Below are 19,536 nucleotides of genomic sequence, written 5' to 3'. Positions count from 1 at the left end.
ATTTACCTTCAACGTTATGGGTACATCTTACCCCATTCTGATGAAAATGTATAGCCAAAAATGTACAAATAATATGTAAAAATGTTGCATATTAGTATGGCAGCCAGTATACTTATATTTATAAAATACACTGGCAGTTAATTACCAGTAAATAATGGAGGATTTCTATGTATGAAAAATATAAAAATTCCTACAAAGTAACGGAAAAGGAACTGGTTTCTCTTTCTGTGTACAATGTAGGATTTCAACGATGCGATTCCCTGTATCAGTGGGGGCCGGGGATCCGGGATCATTATCTGATCCACTATATTATTTCAGGAAAGGGATTCTATAAGATTGGAAAACGCACTTATGAATTACAGGCGGGAGACTCATTTTTAGTCTATCCAAACACAGAGGTTGTTTATTACGCTGCCGAAGCGGATCCGTGGGAATATGCATGGGTAGGTTTTACAGGCAGTGACGCTTCCATGATCTTAAAAGCAACTGATTTTTCGCCTGAAAAACCGATTATCCGCTCTACACCTCACGGAGATGACATTCACCGGCAGATACTTCATATATATGATGCAAGAGGCAACGAATTTCAGCATGCCGTGGAAATGACCGGACGGCTCTATACAATGCTCGCCATGTTTTTACACGACGCCTCCCACACAACAGAACAAATTTCTGCCAACAGTTATGTGCAAAAAGGCATCGAATATATCTCTTCCAATTATTCTTATGCAATTACCGTGGAAGATATTGCAGACTATGTCGGGGTCAGCCGCAGCCACCTGTTCCGCTCTTTTGAGTCAGTGCTCGGTCAGTCACCAAAGGAATATCTGACGGATTTTCGCATGAAACAGGCATGTTATCTTTTAGAACACTCCAATCTGTCCATCACTGCAATTGCGAACTCACTTGGTTTTGACAACAGCTTATATTTTTCCAAAACATTTCACAAGCAAAAGCAAATGTCCCCAAAAGAATACCGGGCACATTCGCGTACTCCCCAGTCATAATACCGCATTTAACGTACATGATTTCCTTTTTCAATATCGTTTTTACATATCACTTGTTTTCGCATAGAACTCACTGCCATTCCAGTATGCTTTTGCTTCTCCCGCAAGCACCGCCTTACAAAAATCTTTTTCATCAGCAAGTCTTCTGTCAAACAGCATACCACCACCAATCATCTTTGTGGTGTGCTGGTCAGAGCCTGCCGTAATAGGAAGTTCATGTTTTCTTGCATAGGCAATGGCTTTCTCATTATATAAAATGTTTTTATGCGCCGTGCTTGCCGGACTCTCATGTGTGGCATTGATTCCCTCTACCGCATCCACACAGTCCGGAAAAAGACGGATTTCCGGAATATAGTCCTCCTCACGGAACGGATGAGCCTGACTGACAATGCCTCCACCGGCATGCACCAGTTCATATTGCTCTTTTACATCTGCATCCTTGATCTCGGGATGTTCTAACAGCCATTCCTTACTTAACCCATATATTAAAAATTCTGTTCCCTGATATCCTGACTCCCATCCAAAGAATACCTGCAATCCAATCTTATCGCCTTCTTCTTTTGCATGTTCATATCCCTTGCAGAATTGTTCCACCCAGTCTTTCCACGGAAGACTCCGGTCTGCTGCCGTATTTCCATAGAAGAAATGGTCTGTTACAACGATGCCGGCATATCCCGCTTTCTGATACGCTCCCGCCATCTCTGCCCCTGTATTCTGTCCGCATGCACTACCCTCTGACGTGTGTACATGGGTGTCATATAAATATCCGTTTATCTGCATGAAAAACCTCCACTTTGTCTTCCATAGAAAAAGAACTTACCCCGGGGTTGTCCCACCGGAATAAGTTCTCCCTCATCTTGTCCTATAATTAAGCAACTGCTTTCTTTGCGATCTCAGCTAATGCTGCAAATCCTGCTGCATCGTTTACAGCCATCTCTGCTAACATTTTGCGGTTGATGTCAACACCAGCTACTTTTAAGCCATGCATCATCTGGCTATAAGAGATTCCGTTCATTCTTGCTGCTGCATTGATACGAGCGATCCATAACTGACGGAACTGTCTCTTTCTCTCTTTTCTTCCTGCGTAAGAACTTGTTAAGGCTCTCATAACAGACTGTTTTGCAACACGGTACTGTTTAGAACGAGCTCCTCTGTAACCTTTTGCTAATTTTAATGTTCTATTATGTCTTTTTTTAGCGCCTAAACCGCCTTTAACTCTTGCCATGATCTATTCCTCCTTAACAACTTTCTTACATGTATGGTAAAATCTTCTTCATATTCTTAACGTTTGTAGCATCTACGATAGCCGGTTTTCTAAGATTTCTCTTATTCTTTGTTGTTTTCTTTGTTAAGATATGTCTCTTGTAAGCTTTATTTCTCTTTAATTTTCCTGTTCCTGTTACTTTGAAACGTTTTGCAGCTGCTCTGCTTGTTTTCATTTTTGGCATGATATATTCCTCCTTAAAATTATGATTTTTTTTCTGCCAACACCATGCTGATGCTTCTGCCTTCAACCTTTGGTGCTTTTTCCACTACTGCAACCTCTGCAAGACTCTCAGCAAAGTCATCCAGAATATGCTTGCTGGCATTCATATGTGCCATCTCACGTCCACGGAATCTTAAAGTGATTTTTACCTTATCACCTTTGCTTAAGAATTTTTTTGCAGCATTCATTTTGGTGTTCAAATCATTTGAATCAATATTCGGTGACAGGCGAATCTCTTTTAACTCGACCACTTTCTGTTTTTTTCTGGCTTCTTTCTCTTTTCTCGCCAATTCATAACGATACTTACCGTAATCGATAATCTTACATACCGGCGGCTTTGCGGTCGGAGCAATCTTGACCAAATCAAGCTCTGCTTCCTCAGCCAGCTTCATTGCTTCTCTCACTGACATAATGCCAAGCTGTTCTCCGTTTTCTCCGATCAGACGAACTTCTCTGTCTCTGATCTGTTCATTAATCATTAACTCGCTAATGGTATTGCACCTCCAAAATATTATTCTTTACTTGCATTAAAAAAAGTGGATAGGCAGACTATCCACTTTTAATACTCAATACTCGCAAGGTGCGATACTTCAAACAACAGGAATATTCCCGATGCCTTGAATATAAAACCATGAGTCACACGAATGCTGGTGCTCCGGTGAGAGTGGATACTCTACTTTGTTTTCAACAACTATTAAACTATACCACTTCAGAAAATTTCTGTCAAGTACTTTTTAAAGTTTAAGAATGTCCCCTGCTAAGACATTCTTAAACTTTCTATCCTGATATTAATTATTCCTGTGGAAGAATGTATTTACTGATCAGTTCATCTAAGGATACTGCCTGAGCAGAAAGCTCCTCACTGGTAGCAGAGGACTCCTGTGCGGTTGCAGAGTTTGCCTGAACAACCTCCGAAATCTGGTTGACGCCCTGCTCTGCCTGATCCATGGCAGTTGCCTGATCTCTGGATACCTGGCTGATATTTTTGGAAGACTCTGCAATCTTGCCGATTCCTTCTACAACCGTTTCAATGGATGCTGCAGCTTTGTCTGCCGCCTTGTTTCCTTCTGCGATCTCCTCTAAGGATCCTTCGATCAGTTCTCTGGTATCTACTGCAGATTTTGTACTCTGCTCTGCTAACTGACGGATCTGGTCAGCAACAACCGCGAATCCTCTTCCTGCCTCTCCTGCTCTTGCTGCCTCAATGGAAGCATTTAAGGAAAGCAGGTTTGTCTGGGATGCAATATCCTCAATCTCAGAAATGATGTTCTCGATATTTTTGGATGTCTCGTTGATGCGTGTCATTGCATCTACCATTGCTGTCATCTGCGCACGGCTGTTGTCAGCTTCGTCTGCATACTGTTTTGCCTGTACATAGGACTCATGTGCCTGATCTGCAGCTTTTTCAATGTTCTCTGTGATGCTTGTGATCGTAGCCTGTAACTCTTCTACTGCACCTGCCTGCTCAGTAGCACCCTCTGCAAGACTCTGTGATGCCTCTGCAAGGTTTGTAGATCCTGCAGATACCTGGCTGGATGCATCTTCAATAGAACGTAATGTAACGATCATCTGATTCTTCATATCACGCATGGCAAGAAGTAATTTTTCAAATTCACCCTGATATACTTCCGGACAGTCTGATTTGATATCAAAGTTACCGCTTGCCATATCAGCAAGATGTTTGCCACAGTCAGCGATAACTATATTTAATGTTTCTTTCATCTCATTTGCTGTCTGGATTATGTCAGCCACCTCATCATGCGTATCTACTACCGGGAATGGATCTGTGAGGTTACCTTTTGCAAATGTTGTAAAACGGTCGCTTAACGCACCAAGAGGTACTGCGATTCCTTTTGCAATGGAATTTCCCATTCTCATTGCCTGTGCAAATGTAAATACAATACTTGCAGCAATCACAATAAGGAAAATAATACTAATGGCAGAAAGTCTTGCCGCAAGGGAGTCTCCTTCGTTTACGTTTGCATCCAGCAAGTCCGCTGTAAGGCTGTAAACCTGCTCATACAATGGATCTACAGTATCGTTCATCATTTGCTGGGCTTTGATGCTGTCTTCATTGTCCGTGGAAGCGCCGATCTCCATCGCTTGGGCTTCTGCATCCCAGTACTGCTGAACAAGTGTGTTCACCTGCTCATAGAGATCTTTCTCAGTGCCTGTCACACAGGTGTTCGCAACTATAGCCCAGTAATCATCAAACTTCTGTTTCTTTTCATCATGTATCTGTTTCATGGTTGCGATCATATCAGTATCATTGTAACCAATCACACCGCGCGCTGCTGATCTCGCATCTGCAAAAACGATCATTGCCTTTCCGATATCACCCTGCGAAAAACCATAATTAGTAAGTGCATGTTTATACTGCGTAGATATAATAAGCATCATAATTGCTCCAATAACACCTGCAATGGATGCAAGCAGTGTAACGACTGTGAAACATTTTTTCAGCCGTTCCTGAATTTTTAGATTCTTATACATAATCTTTTCCTCCTGTTTGTGCACTTTATTTACTATGTCTGTCAGGTATTGTCATCGATAAGCTGCTTTATCCCCTGCTGCTCGGACTGTGGCATCAGTTTTGACACCTCAAACATCACGATAAGCTGCTTATCATAGGATGCCACATCATTAAAGCAGCTCTGATTGGCATTCATGATCGTCGGCATCGGAATCACCTGTTTTTCATTTACATCAATGATCTCACGGACACTCTCTACTTCAAGACCAATCTTCATGCCATTCATACTTGCCACAATAACATTTTTTATATCCTGTTTTGGATATCCGAAATAGTCAGCAAGATTACATATCGGAACGATATCACCATGCAGATTCACGATTCCTTCGATATGCGCAGGTGCATTTGGAACACCTACCACACTCATTCTGGTTTCAATCGACTCGACATCATCCACCGGTATTCCAAAACGGACATTATTGAGCATAAACGTCAGTAATTGCATTTTTTCACCTTCTTTGCTGTATTTTTTGCCTAAAAACCATCCTGCGACTATTGTACCATTCTGGTAAAATATGTAAACCATTTTTTTTATATTTTTTAACTTTTTGACAAATATATTCCATTCATGCTACGATGAAATTGCTTAACCGTTTTCATATAATAACAGACTTTACTCTACCATAACAGCTCTGTTGTTATAAAATACAGATATGAAAGGACTTACAGACTATGGATAATAGAATTGTTGACCTGCATGTACATTCCACGGAATCAGATGGAACATTTACACCCACTGAGGTGATCGCCGAAGCAAAAAAAGCCGGTCTTTCCGCTATCGCTCTGACGGACCATGATACTGCCACCGGTATCAAAAAAGCTATGGATGCCGCAAAGGAAGCCGGTATTGAGCTGATCCCGGGCATTGAACTTTCCACTGCTTACACGTTTCCGGGAAAAAAACAGGAAAAGGAAATCCACATCGTCGGTCTCTACATTAACCCGGATGACCCGGAACTCTTAAAAATGACTGCAGACTTCCGTGACTGCCGTGATAAACGGAACGAAAAAATGATCCTTGCCCTGCAAAAAGAAGGATTTCCAATTACTATGGAAGCCCTCCTGGCAGAAAATCCGGACAGTGTCATTACACGCGCAAACATCGCACGTTTCCTTTATGAACACGGATGGATCAAATCCGTTTCCGAAGCATTTGACAAATACATCGGTGATGGCTGCCGCTGCTATGTCGGACGTTTTAAAGTATCTCCAATGGAAGCCGTCTCACTTATAAAAAGAACCGGTGGTGTCGCCATCCTTGCACACCCGCTGCTTTATCATCTGGGTGTAGAACAGCTGCAGCTGCTGATTGATGACTTAAAAACTGTGGGGCTTGATGGCATTGAGGCAATCTACTCTACCTATACCACTGGAGAAGAACAGCTTGTCAAACGTATTGCAAAAGAAAATAATCTGCTCATCAGCGGCGGCTCGGATTTTCATGGGGAAAACAAACCTGCCATAAAACTTGGCATCGGACGCGGACAGCTTTATATCCCTTATTCTGTATTAGAAGCAATCAAAATACATGCCGGAAAATAGTCCATATCCCATATATTTTACGGGGAAACAGGTTCGGTGGATCATAGTACAAATTTTTCAATCACCTCAGCAATGGCATCATGATTATTGTCATTTACCGTGACATAATCCGCTGCTGCTTTTGCTTTTTCGGTGGCATTTTTCACTGCAACCCCTACGTACGCAGTTTTTATCATCGGAACATCATTATCTTCATCTCCGACTGCGATGGTCGTATCCATCGGCATGTTTAAAATCTTTGTCAGTTCTAAAATACCGGTCGCCTTGCTTGTATTCTTAGGACTATATTCAAGATACTGGCTGCTTGAGAAGAAACTGTTACATTTTCCCTGTTCCCATTTCAAATTCCTTTTCTGGAAACGTTCTAACTTGTCTCTCTGATCCAGTGAGATCAGCATAACCTTCTGTGGTTCTTCCTCTAAAGCATCCAGAATATTCGGTGATATCTTATAGGAAATATGTGCCTGTTTCACATAATAATCCAGCTCTTTGGTATGTTTTGTAGTGATAAGATCCGTACTGTTATAGGTCTGCACATATAAACCGGCACGTTTTGCCTTATCAAAAAGCTCCTGCACAACCTCAATCGGAAGTGAACGCTGCAACAATACGCGGTCTGCCGCACAGTCATAAAGCACCGCACCATTGAATGCGATCATATAACACCCAGGTGTATTTAACCCCAGATTTCTTGCGACTTCTCTTGCCGTTTCAACCGGTCTTCCGGTTGCAAGTGCTATGTAATGTCCTGCCTCTAACATTTTGTGAATTGCATCACGGTTCTTCTGTGAGATACTTTTATCATCGCACAGTAATGTTGCATCCAGATCCACACATAAAATTTTGTGATTCATATACCTCTCCCCTTCTTATATGTGAAATACCATTTCACACTCCACCACTTCCGCTATTCTGCAGGCTCTGCCGGAACAAACACCCTTTCCCGGTATACATGATCCTGTTTCGGGACCGCCGCAACGGCTTCCTCACAGAATTGCATCTGTGAATTGACTAAAACTTTTCCTCTTTTATCTATTTTCTCATAATTTCCATCTGATTTCAAGATATGAGCCTTGGTATTGTCAGATAATTCAACTTCAAGAATATGTTTTGCAGATTCTTTTGCATCATCATCCAGAACAGGGAACAATATTTCAACACGACGGTCCAAGTTACGCGGCATCCAGTCTGCACTTCCCATATAAACTTCATCCGCACCGTTATTCTCAAACCAGAAAATTCTGCTGTGCTCTAAGAAATTTCCAACAATCGAACGCACTTCGATATTTTCACTCACACCTTCGATGCCTACTTTCAGACAGCAGATACCACGCACGATCAGCTGGATCTTTACCCCTGCTGCCGACGCCTCATAAAGCGCTGCTATGATTCCCGGATCGCAGAGTGAATTCATCTTGGCAACAATACGGGCAGGTCTTCCTTTTTTTGCATGTGCCGTCTCCCTGCCGATCAGCTTCATGAATTTATTACGCAGCCAGATTGGTGCAAGTGACAGTTCATTCCAGGAAAGTGGTTCAGAATAACCGGAAAGCATATTGAATACCGCTGTCGCATCTTCTCCAATCGCTTCATTGCAGGTAAAGATTCCACAGTCCGTATATAATTTTGCTGTTGAATCGTTATAGTTACCGGTTCCAAGATGCACATATCTGCGGATGCCATCCTCTTCCCTGCGGACAACCAGTGCGATCTTACTGTGGGTTTTTAAACCAACCAGTCCATAAATTACATGACAGCCTGCCTGTTCTAATTTTTTCGCCCAGACAATATTATTTTCTTCATCAAAACGTGCTTTTAATTCTACTAAAACAGATACCTGCTTGCCATTTTCCGCTGCCTGTGCCAAAGAAGCAATAATCGGTGAATTACCACTGACACGGTAAAGAGTCTGCTTAATCGCAAGAACATCGGGATCAGATGCCGCCTGTCGGATAAAGTCAACGACAGGGTCAAAGGTCTGATATGGGTGATGTAAAAAAATATCTCCATTTCTAATCAGTTCAAACAGATTTTCTCCCGGCTCGATCTTTGGATTCTTCTGCGGTGTATACGGCTTGTAACGCAAATGATCACAACCGGAAAGTCCATACATTTTCATAAGGAAAGTAAGATCGATCGGTCCCTGAATACAGAAGATATCTTCCTCTGCCACTTTCAGTTCATCCTTTAAGAACCGCAGCAGACGTTTATCGATTCCACTCTCTACTTCAAGACGGATCACTTCGCCCCACTGTCTCATCTTAAGCTGTTTCTGGATCTCTTTTAAAAGATCCTCTGCCTCGTCCTCATCAATTGTCAGATCCGCATTTCGCATGATACGGTATGGGTACGCACAGAGTACTTCATAATTTAAAAACAGTTTGTCGATATTTTTTTCAATGATCTGTTCTAACAGGATAAAGCTCCTGACACTTTCTTCTTCCGAAGGGATCTGTACCAGTCTTGGAAGTACTCCCGGAACCTGTACTGTCGCAAAATCCAGTTCCTGCTTTTCACTTTTTGTATTCTTTTTTGAAAGCAATGCAGCAATGTTTAATGTCTTATTGCGGATCAGCGGAAACGGACGTGATGCATCCACTGCCATCGGTGTCAGTACCGGATAAACATTCTCCTCAAAATAACGGTCTACAAATCTTTTTTGTTCCTCTGTCAGATCCTCAAATGCATCAATGATGTAGATCTGTTCTTTTTTAAGCAGTGGAAGCAGGGATCTGTTATATGTAGTGTACTGCAGATCCACCATTTCCCTTGTTTTTTCATTGATGGCAACAAGCTGCTCTTTCGCTGTCATACCTGCAATGTCTCTTTTTTTATAATCAGCATGTACCATATCTTTCAAAGAAGCAACACGCACCATATAAAATTCATCCAGGTTCGATGAAGTGATACTGACAAATTTCAGACGCTCTAAGAGTGGGATGCTCTTGTCGCGTGCTTCATTTAATACACGATTATCAAATTTCAACCAGCTTAATTCTCTGTTTTCGTAATACTGTGGATTTTTAAAATCTTTTTCCTTTTCCATAGTGGTGTCCTCCATTTAATACACACGTTTCTCCTTTATCACTGGTTTTATGCTGAATATGTTTTCAAAGTAAGAAACCTTCGCATCAAACAGTGCCTTTTCCAGCGCAATATCATCATCCGTCTCAATCGTGATCACCAGTTCTTTTCCTTTTACTGCTGCACGCACATTTTTGAATTTCTGTTTGTGGCTGCGATCCATAGCATTTGATACACGTAATATAGCAGAAAGTTTTGCAATGACAAGGTAGCTTTCATGACTGATATCGTTTTCAAACTCTTCGTAGGCAGGCAGCGGATAGGTATTATAAAGAACCGTGTACGCAACAATCTCACGTTCCATATGCGTAAGTCCTATAATTTCCGATTCCATGATAATATCATAAGAACAGACCGGTCCGTTCGCAAGACTGATATATTTACCGCAATCATGTAAAATTGCAGCCACCTGCAGTAAAAGTCTCTCCCTTTTTCCCAGTCCGTGAATTTTTTTCATTGTGTCAAAGATCAGTGTAGCCATCTGCGTCAATGCATCAATGTGTGGCGAATAACTCATATAACGTGCAGACAGATTTCCCGCTGCTGAGATAACATCTGCATCAAAATCATGAACCGGTTTACAAAGTTTATGTTTCTGTGCATAATCATATGCAATACCATCACTGACAATGACACCCGGTGCCCAGATTTTTTCCGCTTTCATTTTACGTGCCATACATTTAAAAATGATCATATATGGAATGATCAGGGAATCATTTTCATTTGATAAATTCAATTCCTCTGAGATCTGCTCCACAGTCTTTTTGTCAAGCCCATCCAAAAAAGCCAGAAAATCATTGGTTTCCATCAGATTTGCATGTTTTTTCCCTGTGACTTTACCGGCAACTTCCATGATATAGTCCCCGATGATGATCAGATTTTTTACCTTTACCTGTTCTGTGAACATTGCCATAAACACGTTTAGTTCTTTTTCTACCAGTTCTTCGATCTGCAGCTCATACTGCTCTAAACTGCAGCTTTTTTTTGCAAGCTGTTCCCGCATCCGCATGGTTCCAAGTCCAAGATGCTGTGTAGTGATCACTTTCCCCTTTGAAAAGATCGTGATCTGCATACCGCCGCCACCGACATCAACTACTGCTGCACCTGTTTTTATCAGTTCTTCAAATTCACTGCGCATCGCAACCGATTTATAACTGATAAAACGATGCTCAGAGTTGCTTAAGACGTGTACCGTAAGTCCGGTGCGGATACGGATCTGGTCTAAGATAAACAATTCATTGCTCACATCACGGAGCGCTGCAGCTGCATATGCCTCATACCCATCCACCTGATACTCTTTCATGATGCCTGTAAACTGTTCTAACGTATCACAGAGAGCTTCCACCAGCTCATACCCGATCACGCCGCGCGAATACGCATCCCGCCCAAGCTCGATCCGGCTTCTGATATAATCGATTTTGCGAATACCTTTTCTGGCAGAGATTTCAAAAATTTTCAAGCTTACCTCATAAGAACCGATATAAATCGCTGCAAATGTATGAATTGCCATATCTTATCCTCCTGCTTTCAAGTTATTCCTGTTTTCCAAGCAGATAATTAATAAACTGCTGTGCTGTTCTTCCTGACAGTCCGCCATGGGCAAGTTCCCATTTGTTTGCCTCGGCAAGAAGTGTTTCTTCTTCCATGGTAATGCCATTCTTTTTGGCAAGTGAGACTACGATATTCTGGAACTCTTTTTTGCTTGGTGCACCAAAATAAATAGAAACACCGAATCTTGCATACAGGGACAACTTTTCCTGTACTGTATCTGAAGTATGCATATCCTCCCTTACTTCCTCTTTATCAGAGAATGTCTCACGGATCAGATGACGTCTGTTTGAAGTTGCGTAGATCAAAACATTATCCGGTTTCTTCTCAAGTCCTCCTTCGATCACTGCTTTCAGATATTTATATTCGATCTCAAATTCCTCAAATGACAGATCATCCATATAAATAATAAATTTGTAATTACGGTTTTTAATCTGTGCGATCACATCATTCAAATCGCAGAACTGATGCTTGTACACTTCGATCAGACGCAGTCCCCTGTCGTAATACTGATTTGCGATTGCCTTGATACTGGTTGATTTTCCGGTTCCTGCATCTCCATAAAGCAGGCAGTTGTTTGCCTCTTTTCCACGGACAAAACTCTCCGTATTGTCGATCAGTTTCTGTTTTGCGATCTCATATCCGACCAGATCGTCTAATCTTACATGTGCGATATTTGTGATCGGTACGATCTGTGCACCTTCTTCTTTATGTAACACACGGAATGCTTTATGCAGTCCTAACTTTCCAACACCAAATTCACCATAAAACTCCGTAACGGCATCCTTAAAATCGTTTGCGTCAGCCGCCTGTTCTAATTTTTCCGTCAGTTCACAGATGCGGTCACGAATCCTCTTATTAAATAATTTTCCGCTGTCACTTGCACTTTCATAATGCAGTAATGCATCCATACAGTCGATCTCATAATCTTTTGCCAGCCCGGTAAAATCAAAATCAAATAAATCTTTCATGATCTTAAAATCATGAAGTGCGATCTGATTAACAGAACCTTCCATGCCACCCCTGATCTCACATCCACAGCTGTATGCATTTTCATTATTGACCAGAATAAATGCAATAAAATTATGCCAGAGGTTTCCTTTAAATCCATGGCTTACAGCAAGTTCTGATAACTGGTTAAAGCACTCATATAACAGAGCTTCGATATCCTCTCTGTTGTAATATTCATTCTCATAATTCTCCATGATCCATGCCATGTTATAGAATAATTTTCCATTTTCAAAATTTTTATATAAAATCAGATTTTTTGTGCTTTTCATGTCTTTCTCCATTTCTCTGTATGAAAAGTTTTTCACACATTTCTTTCGTTCTAATAATTTCCAAGGATCTTTAATCCCAATGTTTCCTCTGCGAGTCCCCTTAATGCATTCTGTACTGCTGCATCATTTAAATTTCCTTCAAAGTCAACAAAGAAACGATATTCCCAGTTTTTCCCCTGAACCGGTCTTGATTCGATATGGTTCATATTGATGCCGTTGTAAATAAAATGGGATAACATATGGTAAAGAGATCCACTCTCGTGCATACCTTCAAAACAGATACTGATCTTTTCCGCTTTTGAAGTAAATACACGTTTACCGGATACAATGATAAAGCGTGTTGCGTTCATCTTGTTATCCTGGATACATTCATCGAGTACCTTCAGTCCATAGATATCTGCCGTCAGGCTGCTTGCGATCGCTGCTTTATGTTTTTTGCCGTCTTCTTTTACTTTCTTGGCAGCCATTGCTGTATTTTTCAGACTGTGTTTTTCCCACTCTCTATGGCTTTCAAGATATCTGCCGCACTGCATCAGTGCCTGTGGGTGAGAATAGACGTCTGTGATATCAGAAAGTTCTGCTTCCGGCAGTCCAAGCAGTGCATGATTGATCTGTATGATCTGCTCCCCTACGATACAATTATCATATTCTACCATCAGGTCATAATTTTCAGATACGATACCCGCCGAGGAATTTTCAATCGGTAAAACTGCATAATCAGCTTCTCCGTTTTTGATCGCCTCCATGGCATCGCGCCAGGTCTCCACGTGATAACTGTCTGTCTGCTCTCCAAAGTATTCTCTTAAGGCAAGCTGGCTGTATGCTCCCTCTGTCCCCTGAAATACAATACGCGCATTGTGATAATCCAAACTTTCCACTTCTGTAAAATCTGGTTTTTCATACATGCCGTGTGCGGTTAAAAGCTGATACTGACGTTTTCTGCTCATCGACATGATCTGCTCAAACAGTTCACGTATCCCATGTTTATTAAAATCTGTTTTGCCAAGTGCTGTCAGAGTTGCAAGTTTTGAATCTTCGCGTTCTTTGTCAAATACCTTTTTCCCGGTATTGATCTTATATTCTGCAACACCTGCTGCAATCTCCATTCTCTCCTGATATAAATCTACGATCTGTCTGTCAATGACATCGATCTGGTCTCTTAATTCTTTTAAGTCTTTCATGGATTCCACCTTTGTTATTTGTATTACTTCTAATATATTACATTAACGTGCTAATATCAAGGGCAGAAAAAGTGATATTCCATAGGAAAAATATAGTATTCGTGCTCTGAAAATGCTATAATAAACACAGATGAGAAGCAAATCAAACACATTGTCACGTCAGCATAAAATGCTCTCAGAATGGAGGCCTTATGAAAAAAGTTATCACGATTCTCTTAGTTATCCTCGTACTCGCCGCCGGTGTCGGTTTTGGTGTCTACCACCACAAATCAAACGAGACAAAATTCAATGACGATTACATAAACGGCAACACGGCTGGCAATCTCTACAATGCCGGCATCTTCTGCACGGCAGCTGATGGTACGATTTATTTTGCAAACCCTTCCGACAGCAGCAAACTATACTCAATGAACAGCGACGGTTCAGACCTTACAAAGATTTCTGATGATGTTGCCACCTTTATCAATACGGATGACAATTATATTTACTATGTGCGCAACAATCCGGTTTTTACAGAACCATTTTCATTTTTGACGATCAACACAGACAGTCTCTGCCGGCTTGACCGCAGCAAGCATAAAAAGAGCATTCTCCTTGATTCTTCCGCGAGTCTTTATGCCTCTTTAGTCGGAAATAAAGTTTATTATCTGCATTATGATGATAAGGATTTTACAACTTTTTATGAAGTAGGCATTGATGGCACCGGCATGAAGCAGGTAGATAAAACACCATACCGTCCCTGCTCGACAGTTGGACAGTATATCTATTATAATGGTGTATCGAACGAACATAGCATCTGGCGTTTTGATACAGTTACTGATACGGCAGAACTTGTACTTAAAGGAAATTATTATATGCCGGCTGTAATTGGTGATACACTCTTTTTTCTGGACAACGAACAGAATTATACACTTACCCGCACAGATCTTTCCGGGGGTTCGCCTGTCACTCTAAGCGATGACCGCATTGACTGCTATAACATCACCGGTGACTATATTTATTTCCAGCGCAACAGTACAAGCGCGCCTGCTCTCTGCCGTATGAAAACGGACGGCAGTGATTACACCGTGATCACAGAGGGCAACTATACCAATATCAATGCCACAGAAACGGATATCTATTTCAGGGATTTTGCATCGGGTGTCATGTACAAAACACCGATCGCTGATCCTTCTGACGTCGAAGTTTTCAATCCAGGAACAGGTTCTTCCGACAAGTGATCCTGCAGCGGATATACAGATATACAGCCAGCAATGGTTTTATCAAAAAAACACAGGGACTTTTTGTTAGTCTTCTGTGTTTTTTCATACCTTTTTATCTTTTTTCTACGTGAAATCAAACAGTGAAAGCTGGTTCGATTCCGGCATATCGCCAAGCAGTCCTAAATCTCCCATCAGGTCAATGACCGTCTTCGTTGCTTTTGTTCTCTGTCTGAAATCATCCCTGGATAAGAATTTCCCATCCTTTGCTGCTTCTGCCACCGCGATCGCAGCATTGTCTCCCATACCATCGATGGTATTTAATGCAGGCATCAGTTTTCCGTCAATGATCTGGAAACGATCCGGTTTTGCCCGGTAAATATCAATCGGTATAAAATCAAAGCCTCTTGCATACATTTCCTGCACGATCTTCATATCACGGTAAACATCCTGCTCTTTCTTGGAAAGTGAGTCTTTTCTGCGCTCATAATCTTTCTGAAAATAGGTAAGGCGCTCTCTTCCCTGACACATGATCTCATAGTTGAATCCGGTCGCACGGATGGAAAAATAGGCTGCATAGTAAGCAAGCGGATAATATACTTTGCAGTATGCAATACGCCATGCCATCATAACGTAAGCTGCCGCATGCGCTTTCGGGAACATGTATTTGATCTTTAAACAGGAATCAATGTACCACTCCGGCACATCATGTGCACGCATCTCCGTCTTCCATTCTTCCTTAAGTCCCTTTCCCTTTCGTACAGACTCCATGATCGTAAAGGACTGCTCACTGTCAAGTCCCATCTGGATCAGGTAGATCATGATATCATCACGCGTACAGATGGCAGTAGAAATCGTCGCCAGTCCCTGCTCGATCAATGTCTGTGCATTGCCAAGCCATACATCGGTACCGTGTGACAGACCGGAAATACGGATCAGATCCGAAAATTCCTGCGGCTTCGCATCGATAACCATCTGCATGGCGAACTCTGTGCCAAACTCCGGGATACCAAGGCATCCAAGCGGAATACCTCCGATCTCCTCCGGTGTGACACCGAGTGCTGATGTATTCTTAAATAAAGACATGACTGCTTCATCATCCAGAGGGATCGTAACCGGATCGATTCCCGTTAAGTCCTGAAGCATACGGATCATGGTCGGATCATCGTGTCCTAATATATCAAGTTTTAACAGGTTGTGGTCAATCGAATGGTAGTCGAAATGCGTAGTGACTGTCGCAGTTGTCATATCGTTTGCCGGGTGCTGTACCGGAGTAAAAGTGTTGATCTCCTCTCCCACCGGAAGTACGACGATACCACCCGGATGCTGTCCGGTTGTTCTTCTTACACCGACACATCCCTGTACAATACGGTCGATCTCACAGTTTCTCTTATGAATACCACGTTCTTCATAATAATTCTTAATATAACCAAATGCCGTCTTATCTGCAAGTGTACCGATCGTACCGGCGCGGAATGTCTGACCGTAACCGAAGATAACCTCACAGTACGCATGTGCCTTACTCTGATACTCACCGGAGAAGTTTAAGTCGATATCCGGCTCCTTATTTCCCTTAAATCCAAGGAAAGTTTCGAATGGAATATCAAATCCGTCTTTCACTAATTTTTCACCACAGACCGGACAGATCTTATCCGGCATATCGCAACCGCTTCTGCCGGAAAATGCCTTAACCTCCGGCGAATCAAAGTCGCTGTATTTACAGTTAGGGCAGCGGTAATGTGCCTGAAGTGGATTTACTTCCGTGATACCGGACATTGTTGCCGCAAAGGATGAACCTACGGAACCACGTGATCCAACCAGATATCCATCCTCATTTGATTTCCATACCAGTTTCTGTGCAATGATATACATAACCGCATATCCGTTGGAAATGATGGAGTTTAACTCACGGTCTAACCGCTCCTTTACGATTGGTGGAAGTTCTTCCCCATACATACTGTGTGCCTTGGTATAGCAGATATCACGCAGCATCTGATCCGAATTTTCAATCACAGGCGGACATTTATCCGGACGTACCGGTGCAATTTTCTCGCACATATCCGCAATCTTGTTCGGGTTTGTGATAACAACTTCTTCCGCTTTTGACGAGCCCAGATACTCAAATTCTTTGAGCATTTCCTCTGTTGTCCGAAGATAAAGCGGAGCCTGGTCATCTGCATCCTTAAATCCTTTTCCCGCCATAATGATACGACGGTAAATCTCATCTTCCGGATCAAGGAAATGTACATCACAGGTTGCAACAACAAGTTTTCCGAATGTTTCTCCAAGTTTTACGATACGACGGTTGATATCCTGTAGCTCCTCGATCGTACTGACCGATTCCTTATCGCTTTTTAGCATAAATTCATTGTTGCCAAGTGGCTGGATCTCCAGATAATCATAAAACTTTACAAGTCTTATGATCTCTTCTTCCGGTCTTCCACCTACGATCGCACGGTAAAGCTCCCCCGCTTCACAAGCAGAACCTAACAGCAGACCTTCACGGTATTTTACAAATTCGCTTTTCGGAATACGCGGTCTTTTGTTATAGTAAGTCAGATGTGACAATGAGACCAAACGGTACAGATTGATACGTCCGATATCATTTGTCGCAAGGATGATTGCATGATATGTATTCATCTTCATGATCGTCTCCGGTGAAGCCTGTCCCATCTGGTTAACTTCATCTAAAGTCTCCATCCCCCGGTCATGAAGCATCTTTACAAACTTTACAAAAATCTCTGCCGTACATCCTGCATCATCCACTGCACGGTGGTGGTTCTCTAAAGAGACTCCAAGTGCTTTTGCCACTGTATCAAGTTTGAACCGGTTTAGCTGCGGCATCAGGATTCGTGCTAAGGCAACCGTGTCAATGATCGTAAAATCTTTCTCAATCCCCTGCCTCTCACAGTTTTTGATGATAAAACTCATATCAAAATCAGCATTATGGGCGACCATGATCGCATCCCCGCAGAACTCCATAAACTGCGGCAGGATTGTCTCGATCTTTGGTGCATCAATTACCATATCATCACGGATGGAGGTCAGTTCCTCAATCCTGTATGGGATTGGCACTTCCGGGTTTACAAAAGTGGAGAACCGGTCTGTGATCTCCCCATGCTCCACTTTCACCGCACCAATCTCTATGATCTTATTTTTTTCAGGAGAAAATCCGGTCGTCTCAAGATCAAATACCACATAAGTATCATCGAGATTCTGGTTTTTCGAGTTGGTAATGATATCTTTTAAATCATCCACCAGATATGCCTCCACACCATAGATAACCTTAAAGTCATCATCCGGCGAGATCGCATGGTTTGCATCCGGGAACGCCTGTACATCCCCATGATCAGTGATAGCGATTGCTTTATGTCCCCATTTCATGGCACGTTTTACGATATCTTTTACCTCGGAAACACCATCCATATCGCTCATCTTTGTATGGCAATGCAGTTCCACACGTTTTTCCGGGCTTGTATCCATACGGACAGACGTAAAATCCGGTATCTTTTTGATTCCGACAATCGAACCTATCGTAAGTTCACTATCGAATTTATCGATTGTCGTAACACCTTTAATCTTTAAAAATGCACCTTTTTTCACACCCTCAAGCAGCTCCGGAAGCTGGTCATTTCTGGTAAAAATTTTTAAGACGATCGAATCCGTAAAATCGGTTACCGACATAATCACGATTGTTTTTTCATTGCGGATTTCTCTCGTCTCAAGTGTCATGACCTGACAGCGTATCGTAACCTCTCCCATTTCTCCGACGATCTTCTCGATCGGGATCGTCTCATCATCAAAATCTTTTCCATATAAAACATCCGGATTATCTGATTTTTTGTATCCGCCATAGGAACCACCATCATATTTCTTTCGAAATTCTTTTTTCCCGAAAGATTTTTCCCCTTTTTCGTCTGCCATTTTTGCTGTATTTGCTGCAAATTTTGCATTATTCCCTGCGTTTGCAGATTCTTTTGCATTATTTGATTCCTTTGTGGCAGTTTTTGTCGTCATATTCGCAGTCTGCACATCTCTGTCATCCTGTGATTCCACTTTTACCGGTGTATCATCCTCATGAAACTGTACGCGTTTTAAAATATTTTTTATCTCAAACTGTATCTGTAAGTCACTGTTTTTCTTATGTTTACTCTCTTTCGGTTCCTCAAAAGCAAGTTCCACGGAAAGATCAAGTCCACAGCGCTCACAGACCACTTTCTCTAAAAATTCAACGATCTCATGTGATCTGGTCTGCGCAATGATCGTATTCTCTAAAGTTAAAAGCAGATGTGAATCCCCTGTAAACTCCATTTTAGCGGAACGCAGCAGATTATACTCCATCAGACTGTAATTTTTCAGCTCCTCTAAGATACTGTCCTTATACAGATCCATCAGTTTCTCCGCTGTATACTGCTCTGACAACTGATATTTTTCAATGACCTTGACATCCATGTGTCTGTTTTTAAAGATCTGGTCATGTATGTTTTTTTCCAACTGATATATATTCTTTTTATGTATGAGACGTTTTCCATTTAAGTAGATCCGGATATGATCTTTCTCATGATTCATACCGACTTTGGTAACTTCCGTCTCCGATAACAGTTTTTTCATATCCCCGTTCACTTCCAGTGTCGGAAATACATCAAAAAACATTTTTGTCATGTTGTTTCAACTCC

The 19,536-nt window shown here is 41.9% G+C and carries 15 protein-coding genes; 3 read left to right on the top strand and 12 right to left on the bottom strand.

Annotated elements, in window-relative coordinates; all coding sequences use genetic code 11:
• Positions 1 to 167: 167 nt before the first annotated feature.
• Entirely contained in the window at positions 168 to 1,007 is an 840-nt protein-coding gene (locus ACDD58_RS14105) for a helix-turn-helix domain-containing protein (protein WP_117920938.1), read from the top strand.
• Positions 1,008 to 1,049: 42 nt separating this feature from the next.
• Here the strand turns inward: ACDD58_RS14105 and ACDD58_RS14100 are convergent, their stop codons facing one another.
• From ACDD58_RS14100 to ACDD58_RS14075, 6 genes are all read right to left on the bottom strand, one after another.
• Positions 1,050 to 1,787: a PHP domain-containing protein gene (locus ACDD58_RS14100; RefSeq protein WP_117920939.1), complete on the bottom strand. Its 738-nt coding sequence runs from the start codon at positions 1,785 to 1,787 to the stop codon at positions 1,050 to 1,052.
• 88 nt (positions 1,788 to 1,875) lie between these two features.
• Complete coding sequence (gene rplT / locus ACDD58_RS14095; protein ID WP_006858929.1) at positions 1,876 to 2,232, bottom strand: 50S ribosomal protein L20; 357 nt, start codon at positions 2,230 to 2,232, stop codon at positions 1,876 to 1,878.
• A gap of 25 nt (positions 2,233 to 2,257) precedes the next feature.
• Complete coding sequence (rpmI, locus tag ACDD58_RS14090; protein WP_006858928.1) at positions 2,258 to 2,455, bottom strand: 50S ribosomal protein L35; 198 nt, start codon at positions 2,453 to 2,455, stop codon at positions 2,258 to 2,260.
• Between the two features lie 19 nt (positions 2,456 to 2,474).
• Complete coding sequence (gene infC / locus ACDD58_RS14085) at positions 2,475 to 2,972, bottom strand: translation initiation factor IF-3 (protein ID WP_006858927.1); 498 nt, start codon at positions 2,970 to 2,972, stop codon at positions 2,475 to 2,477.
• Between the two features lie 313 nt (positions 2,973 to 3,285).
• A complete protein-coding gene (locus ACDD58_RS14080) occupies positions 3,286 to 4,986 on the bottom strand; it encodes a methyl-accepting chemotaxis protein (protein ID WP_370778063.1) in 1,701 nt (566 codons plus the stop codon).
• Between the two features lie 41 nt (positions 4,987 to 5,027).
• Positions 5,028 to 5,471 carry a chemotaxis protein CheW gene (locus tag ACDD58_RS14075; RefSeq protein WP_015560470.1) on the bottom strand — a complete coding sequence of 148 codons (444 nt, stop codon included), beginning with the start codon at positions 5,469 to 5,471 and terminating at the stop codon, positions 5,028 to 5,030.
• A gap of 227 nt (positions 5,472 to 5,698) precedes the next feature.
• Here ACDD58_RS14075 and ACDD58_RS14070 point away from each other — a divergent pair, with 227 nt between their 5' ends.
• On the top strand, positions 5,699 to 6,568 hold the full coding sequence (locus ACDD58_RS14070) for a PHP domain-containing protein (RefSeq protein WP_370778061.1): 870 nt from the start codon (positions 5,699 to 5,701) through the stop codon (positions 6,566 to 6,568).
• Positions 6,569 to 6,609: 41 nt separating this feature from the next.
• Here ACDD58_RS14070 and ACDD58_RS14065 read toward each other — a convergent pair whose 3' ends face one another.
• The 5 genes from ACDD58_RS14065 to pheA are packed head-to-tail and all read right to left on the bottom strand — an operon-like array spanning position 6,610 to position 13,661.
• A complete protein-coding gene (locus ACDD58_RS14065) occupies positions 6,610 to 7,422 on the bottom strand; it encodes a Cof-type HAD-IIB family hydrolase (RefSeq protein WP_117920943.1) in 813 nt (270 codons plus the stop codon).
• Between the two features lie 53 nt (positions 7,423 to 7,475).
• Complete coding sequence (locus ACDD58_RS14060; protein WP_173022882.1) at positions 7,476 to 9,614, bottom strand: RNA degradosome polyphosphate kinase; 2,139 nt, start codon at positions 9,612 to 9,614, stop codon at positions 7,476 to 7,478.
• Positions 9,615 to 9,629: 15 nt separating this feature from the next.
• The gene (locus ACDD58_RS14055) at positions 9,630 to 11,162 is read right to left on the bottom strand and encodes an HD domain-containing protein (protein WP_117920945.1); all 1,533 of its coding nucleotides are present in this window, start codon (positions 11,160 to 11,162) and stop codon (positions 9,630 to 9,632) included.
• A 22-nt stretch (positions 11,163 to 11,184) separates the two neighbouring features.
• On the bottom strand, positions 11,185 to 12,480 hold the full coding sequence (locus tag ACDD58_RS14050) for an ATP-binding protein (RefSeq protein ID WP_117920946.1): 1,296 nt from the start codon (positions 12,478 to 12,480) through the stop codon (positions 11,185 to 11,187).
• A gap of 50 nt (positions 12,481 to 12,530) precedes the next feature.
• Positions 12,531 to 13,661: a prephenate dehydratase gene (gene pheA, locus ACDD58_RS14045; protein ID WP_155219249.1), complete on the bottom strand. Its 1,131-nt coding sequence runs from the start codon at positions 13,659 to 13,661 to the stop codon at positions 12,531 to 12,533.
• Between the two features lie 191 nt (positions 13,662 to 13,852).
• Here pheA and ACDD58_RS14040 point away from each other — a divergent pair, with 191 nt between their 5' ends.
• A complete protein-coding gene (locus ACDD58_RS14040) occupies positions 13,853 to 14,881 on the top strand; it encodes a DUF5050 domain-containing protein (RefSeq protein WP_370778057.1) in 1,029 nt (342 codons plus the stop codon).
• A gap of 105 nt (positions 14,882 to 14,986) precedes the next feature.
• On the opposite strand, the gene ACDD58_RS14035 is transcribed toward ACDD58_RS14040, so the two are convergent.
• Entirely contained in the window at positions 14,987 to 19,522 is a 4,536-nt protein-coding gene (locus tag ACDD58_RS14035) for a PolC-type DNA polymerase III (RefSeq protein ID WP_370778055.1), read from the bottom strand.
• Positions 19,523 to 19,536 lie beyond the last annotated feature (14 nt).

This window comes from Roseburia sp. (genome assembly GCF_041325975.1).
In the GTDB taxonomy this organism is placed as follows: domain Bacteria; phylum Bacillota; class Clostridia; order Lachnospirales; family Lachnospiraceae; genus Roseburia; species Roseburia rectibacter.
Note: the sequence above shows the minus strand (reverse complement) of the source record. Positions and strands in the feature narration are given on the sequence as shown.

Excerpts from the sequence above, each read along its gene's own strand:
- pheA (WP_155219249.1), bottom strand. The coding sequence starts at position 13,661 with ATGAAAGACTTAAAAGAATTAAGAGACCAGATCGATGTCATTGACAGA.
- rpmI (WP_006858928.1), bottom strand. The coding sequence starts at position 2,455 with ATGCCAAAAATGAAAACAAGCAGAGCAGCTGCAAAACGTTTCAAAGTA.
- infC (WP_006858927.1), bottom strand. The coding sequence starts at position 2,972 with ATGATTAATGAACAGATCAGAGACAGAGAAGTTCGTCTGATCGGAGAA.
- ACDD58_RS14065 (WP_117920943.1), bottom strand. The coding sequence starts at position 7,422 with ATGAATCACAAAATTTTATGTGTGGATCTGGATGCAACATTACTGTGC.
- ACDD58_RS14100 (WP_117920939.1), bottom strand. The coding sequence starts at position 1,787 with ATGCAGATAAACGGATATTTATATGACACCCATGTACACACGTCAGAG.
- ACDD58_RS14070 (WP_370778061.1), top strand. The coding sequence starts at position 5,699 with ATGGATAATAGAATTGTTGACCTGCATGTACATTCCACGGAATCAGAT.
- ACDD58_RS14050 (WP_117920946.1), bottom strand. The coding sequence starts at position 12,480 with ATGAAAAGCACAAAAAATCTGATTTTATATAAAAATTTTGAAAATGGA.
- ACDD58_RS14040 (WP_370778057.1), top strand. The coding sequence starts at position 13,853 with ATGAAAAAAGTTATCACGATTCTCTTAGTTATCCTCGTACTCGCCGCC.
- ACDD58_RS14105 (WP_117920938.1), top strand. The coding sequence starts at position 168 with ATGTATGAAAAATATAAAAATTCCTACAAAGTAACGGAAAAGGAACTG.
- ACDD58_RS14075 (WP_015560470.1), bottom strand. The coding sequence starts at position 5,471 with ATGCAATTACTGACGTTTATGCTCAATAATGTCCGTTTTGGAATACCG.
- ACDD58_RS14035 (WP_370778055.1), bottom strand. The coding sequence starts at position 19,522 with ATGACAAAAATGTTTTTTGATGTATTTCCGACACTGGAAGTGAACGGG.
- rplT (WP_006858929.1), bottom strand. The coding sequence starts at position 2,232 with ATGGCAAGAGTTAAAGGCGGTTTAGGCGCTAAAAAAAGACATAATAGA.
- ACDD58_RS14055 (WP_117920945.1), bottom strand. The coding sequence starts at position 11,162 with ATGGCAATTCATACATTTGCAGCGATTTATATCGGTTCTTATGAGGTA.
- ACDD58_RS14080 (WP_370778063.1), bottom strand. The coding sequence starts at position 4,986 with ATGTATAAGAATCTAAAAATTCAGGAACGGCTGAAAAAATGTTTCACA.
- ACDD58_RS14060 (WP_173022882.1), bottom strand. The coding sequence starts at position 9,614 with ATGGAAAAGGAAAAAGATTTTAAAAATCCACAGTATTACGAAAACAGA.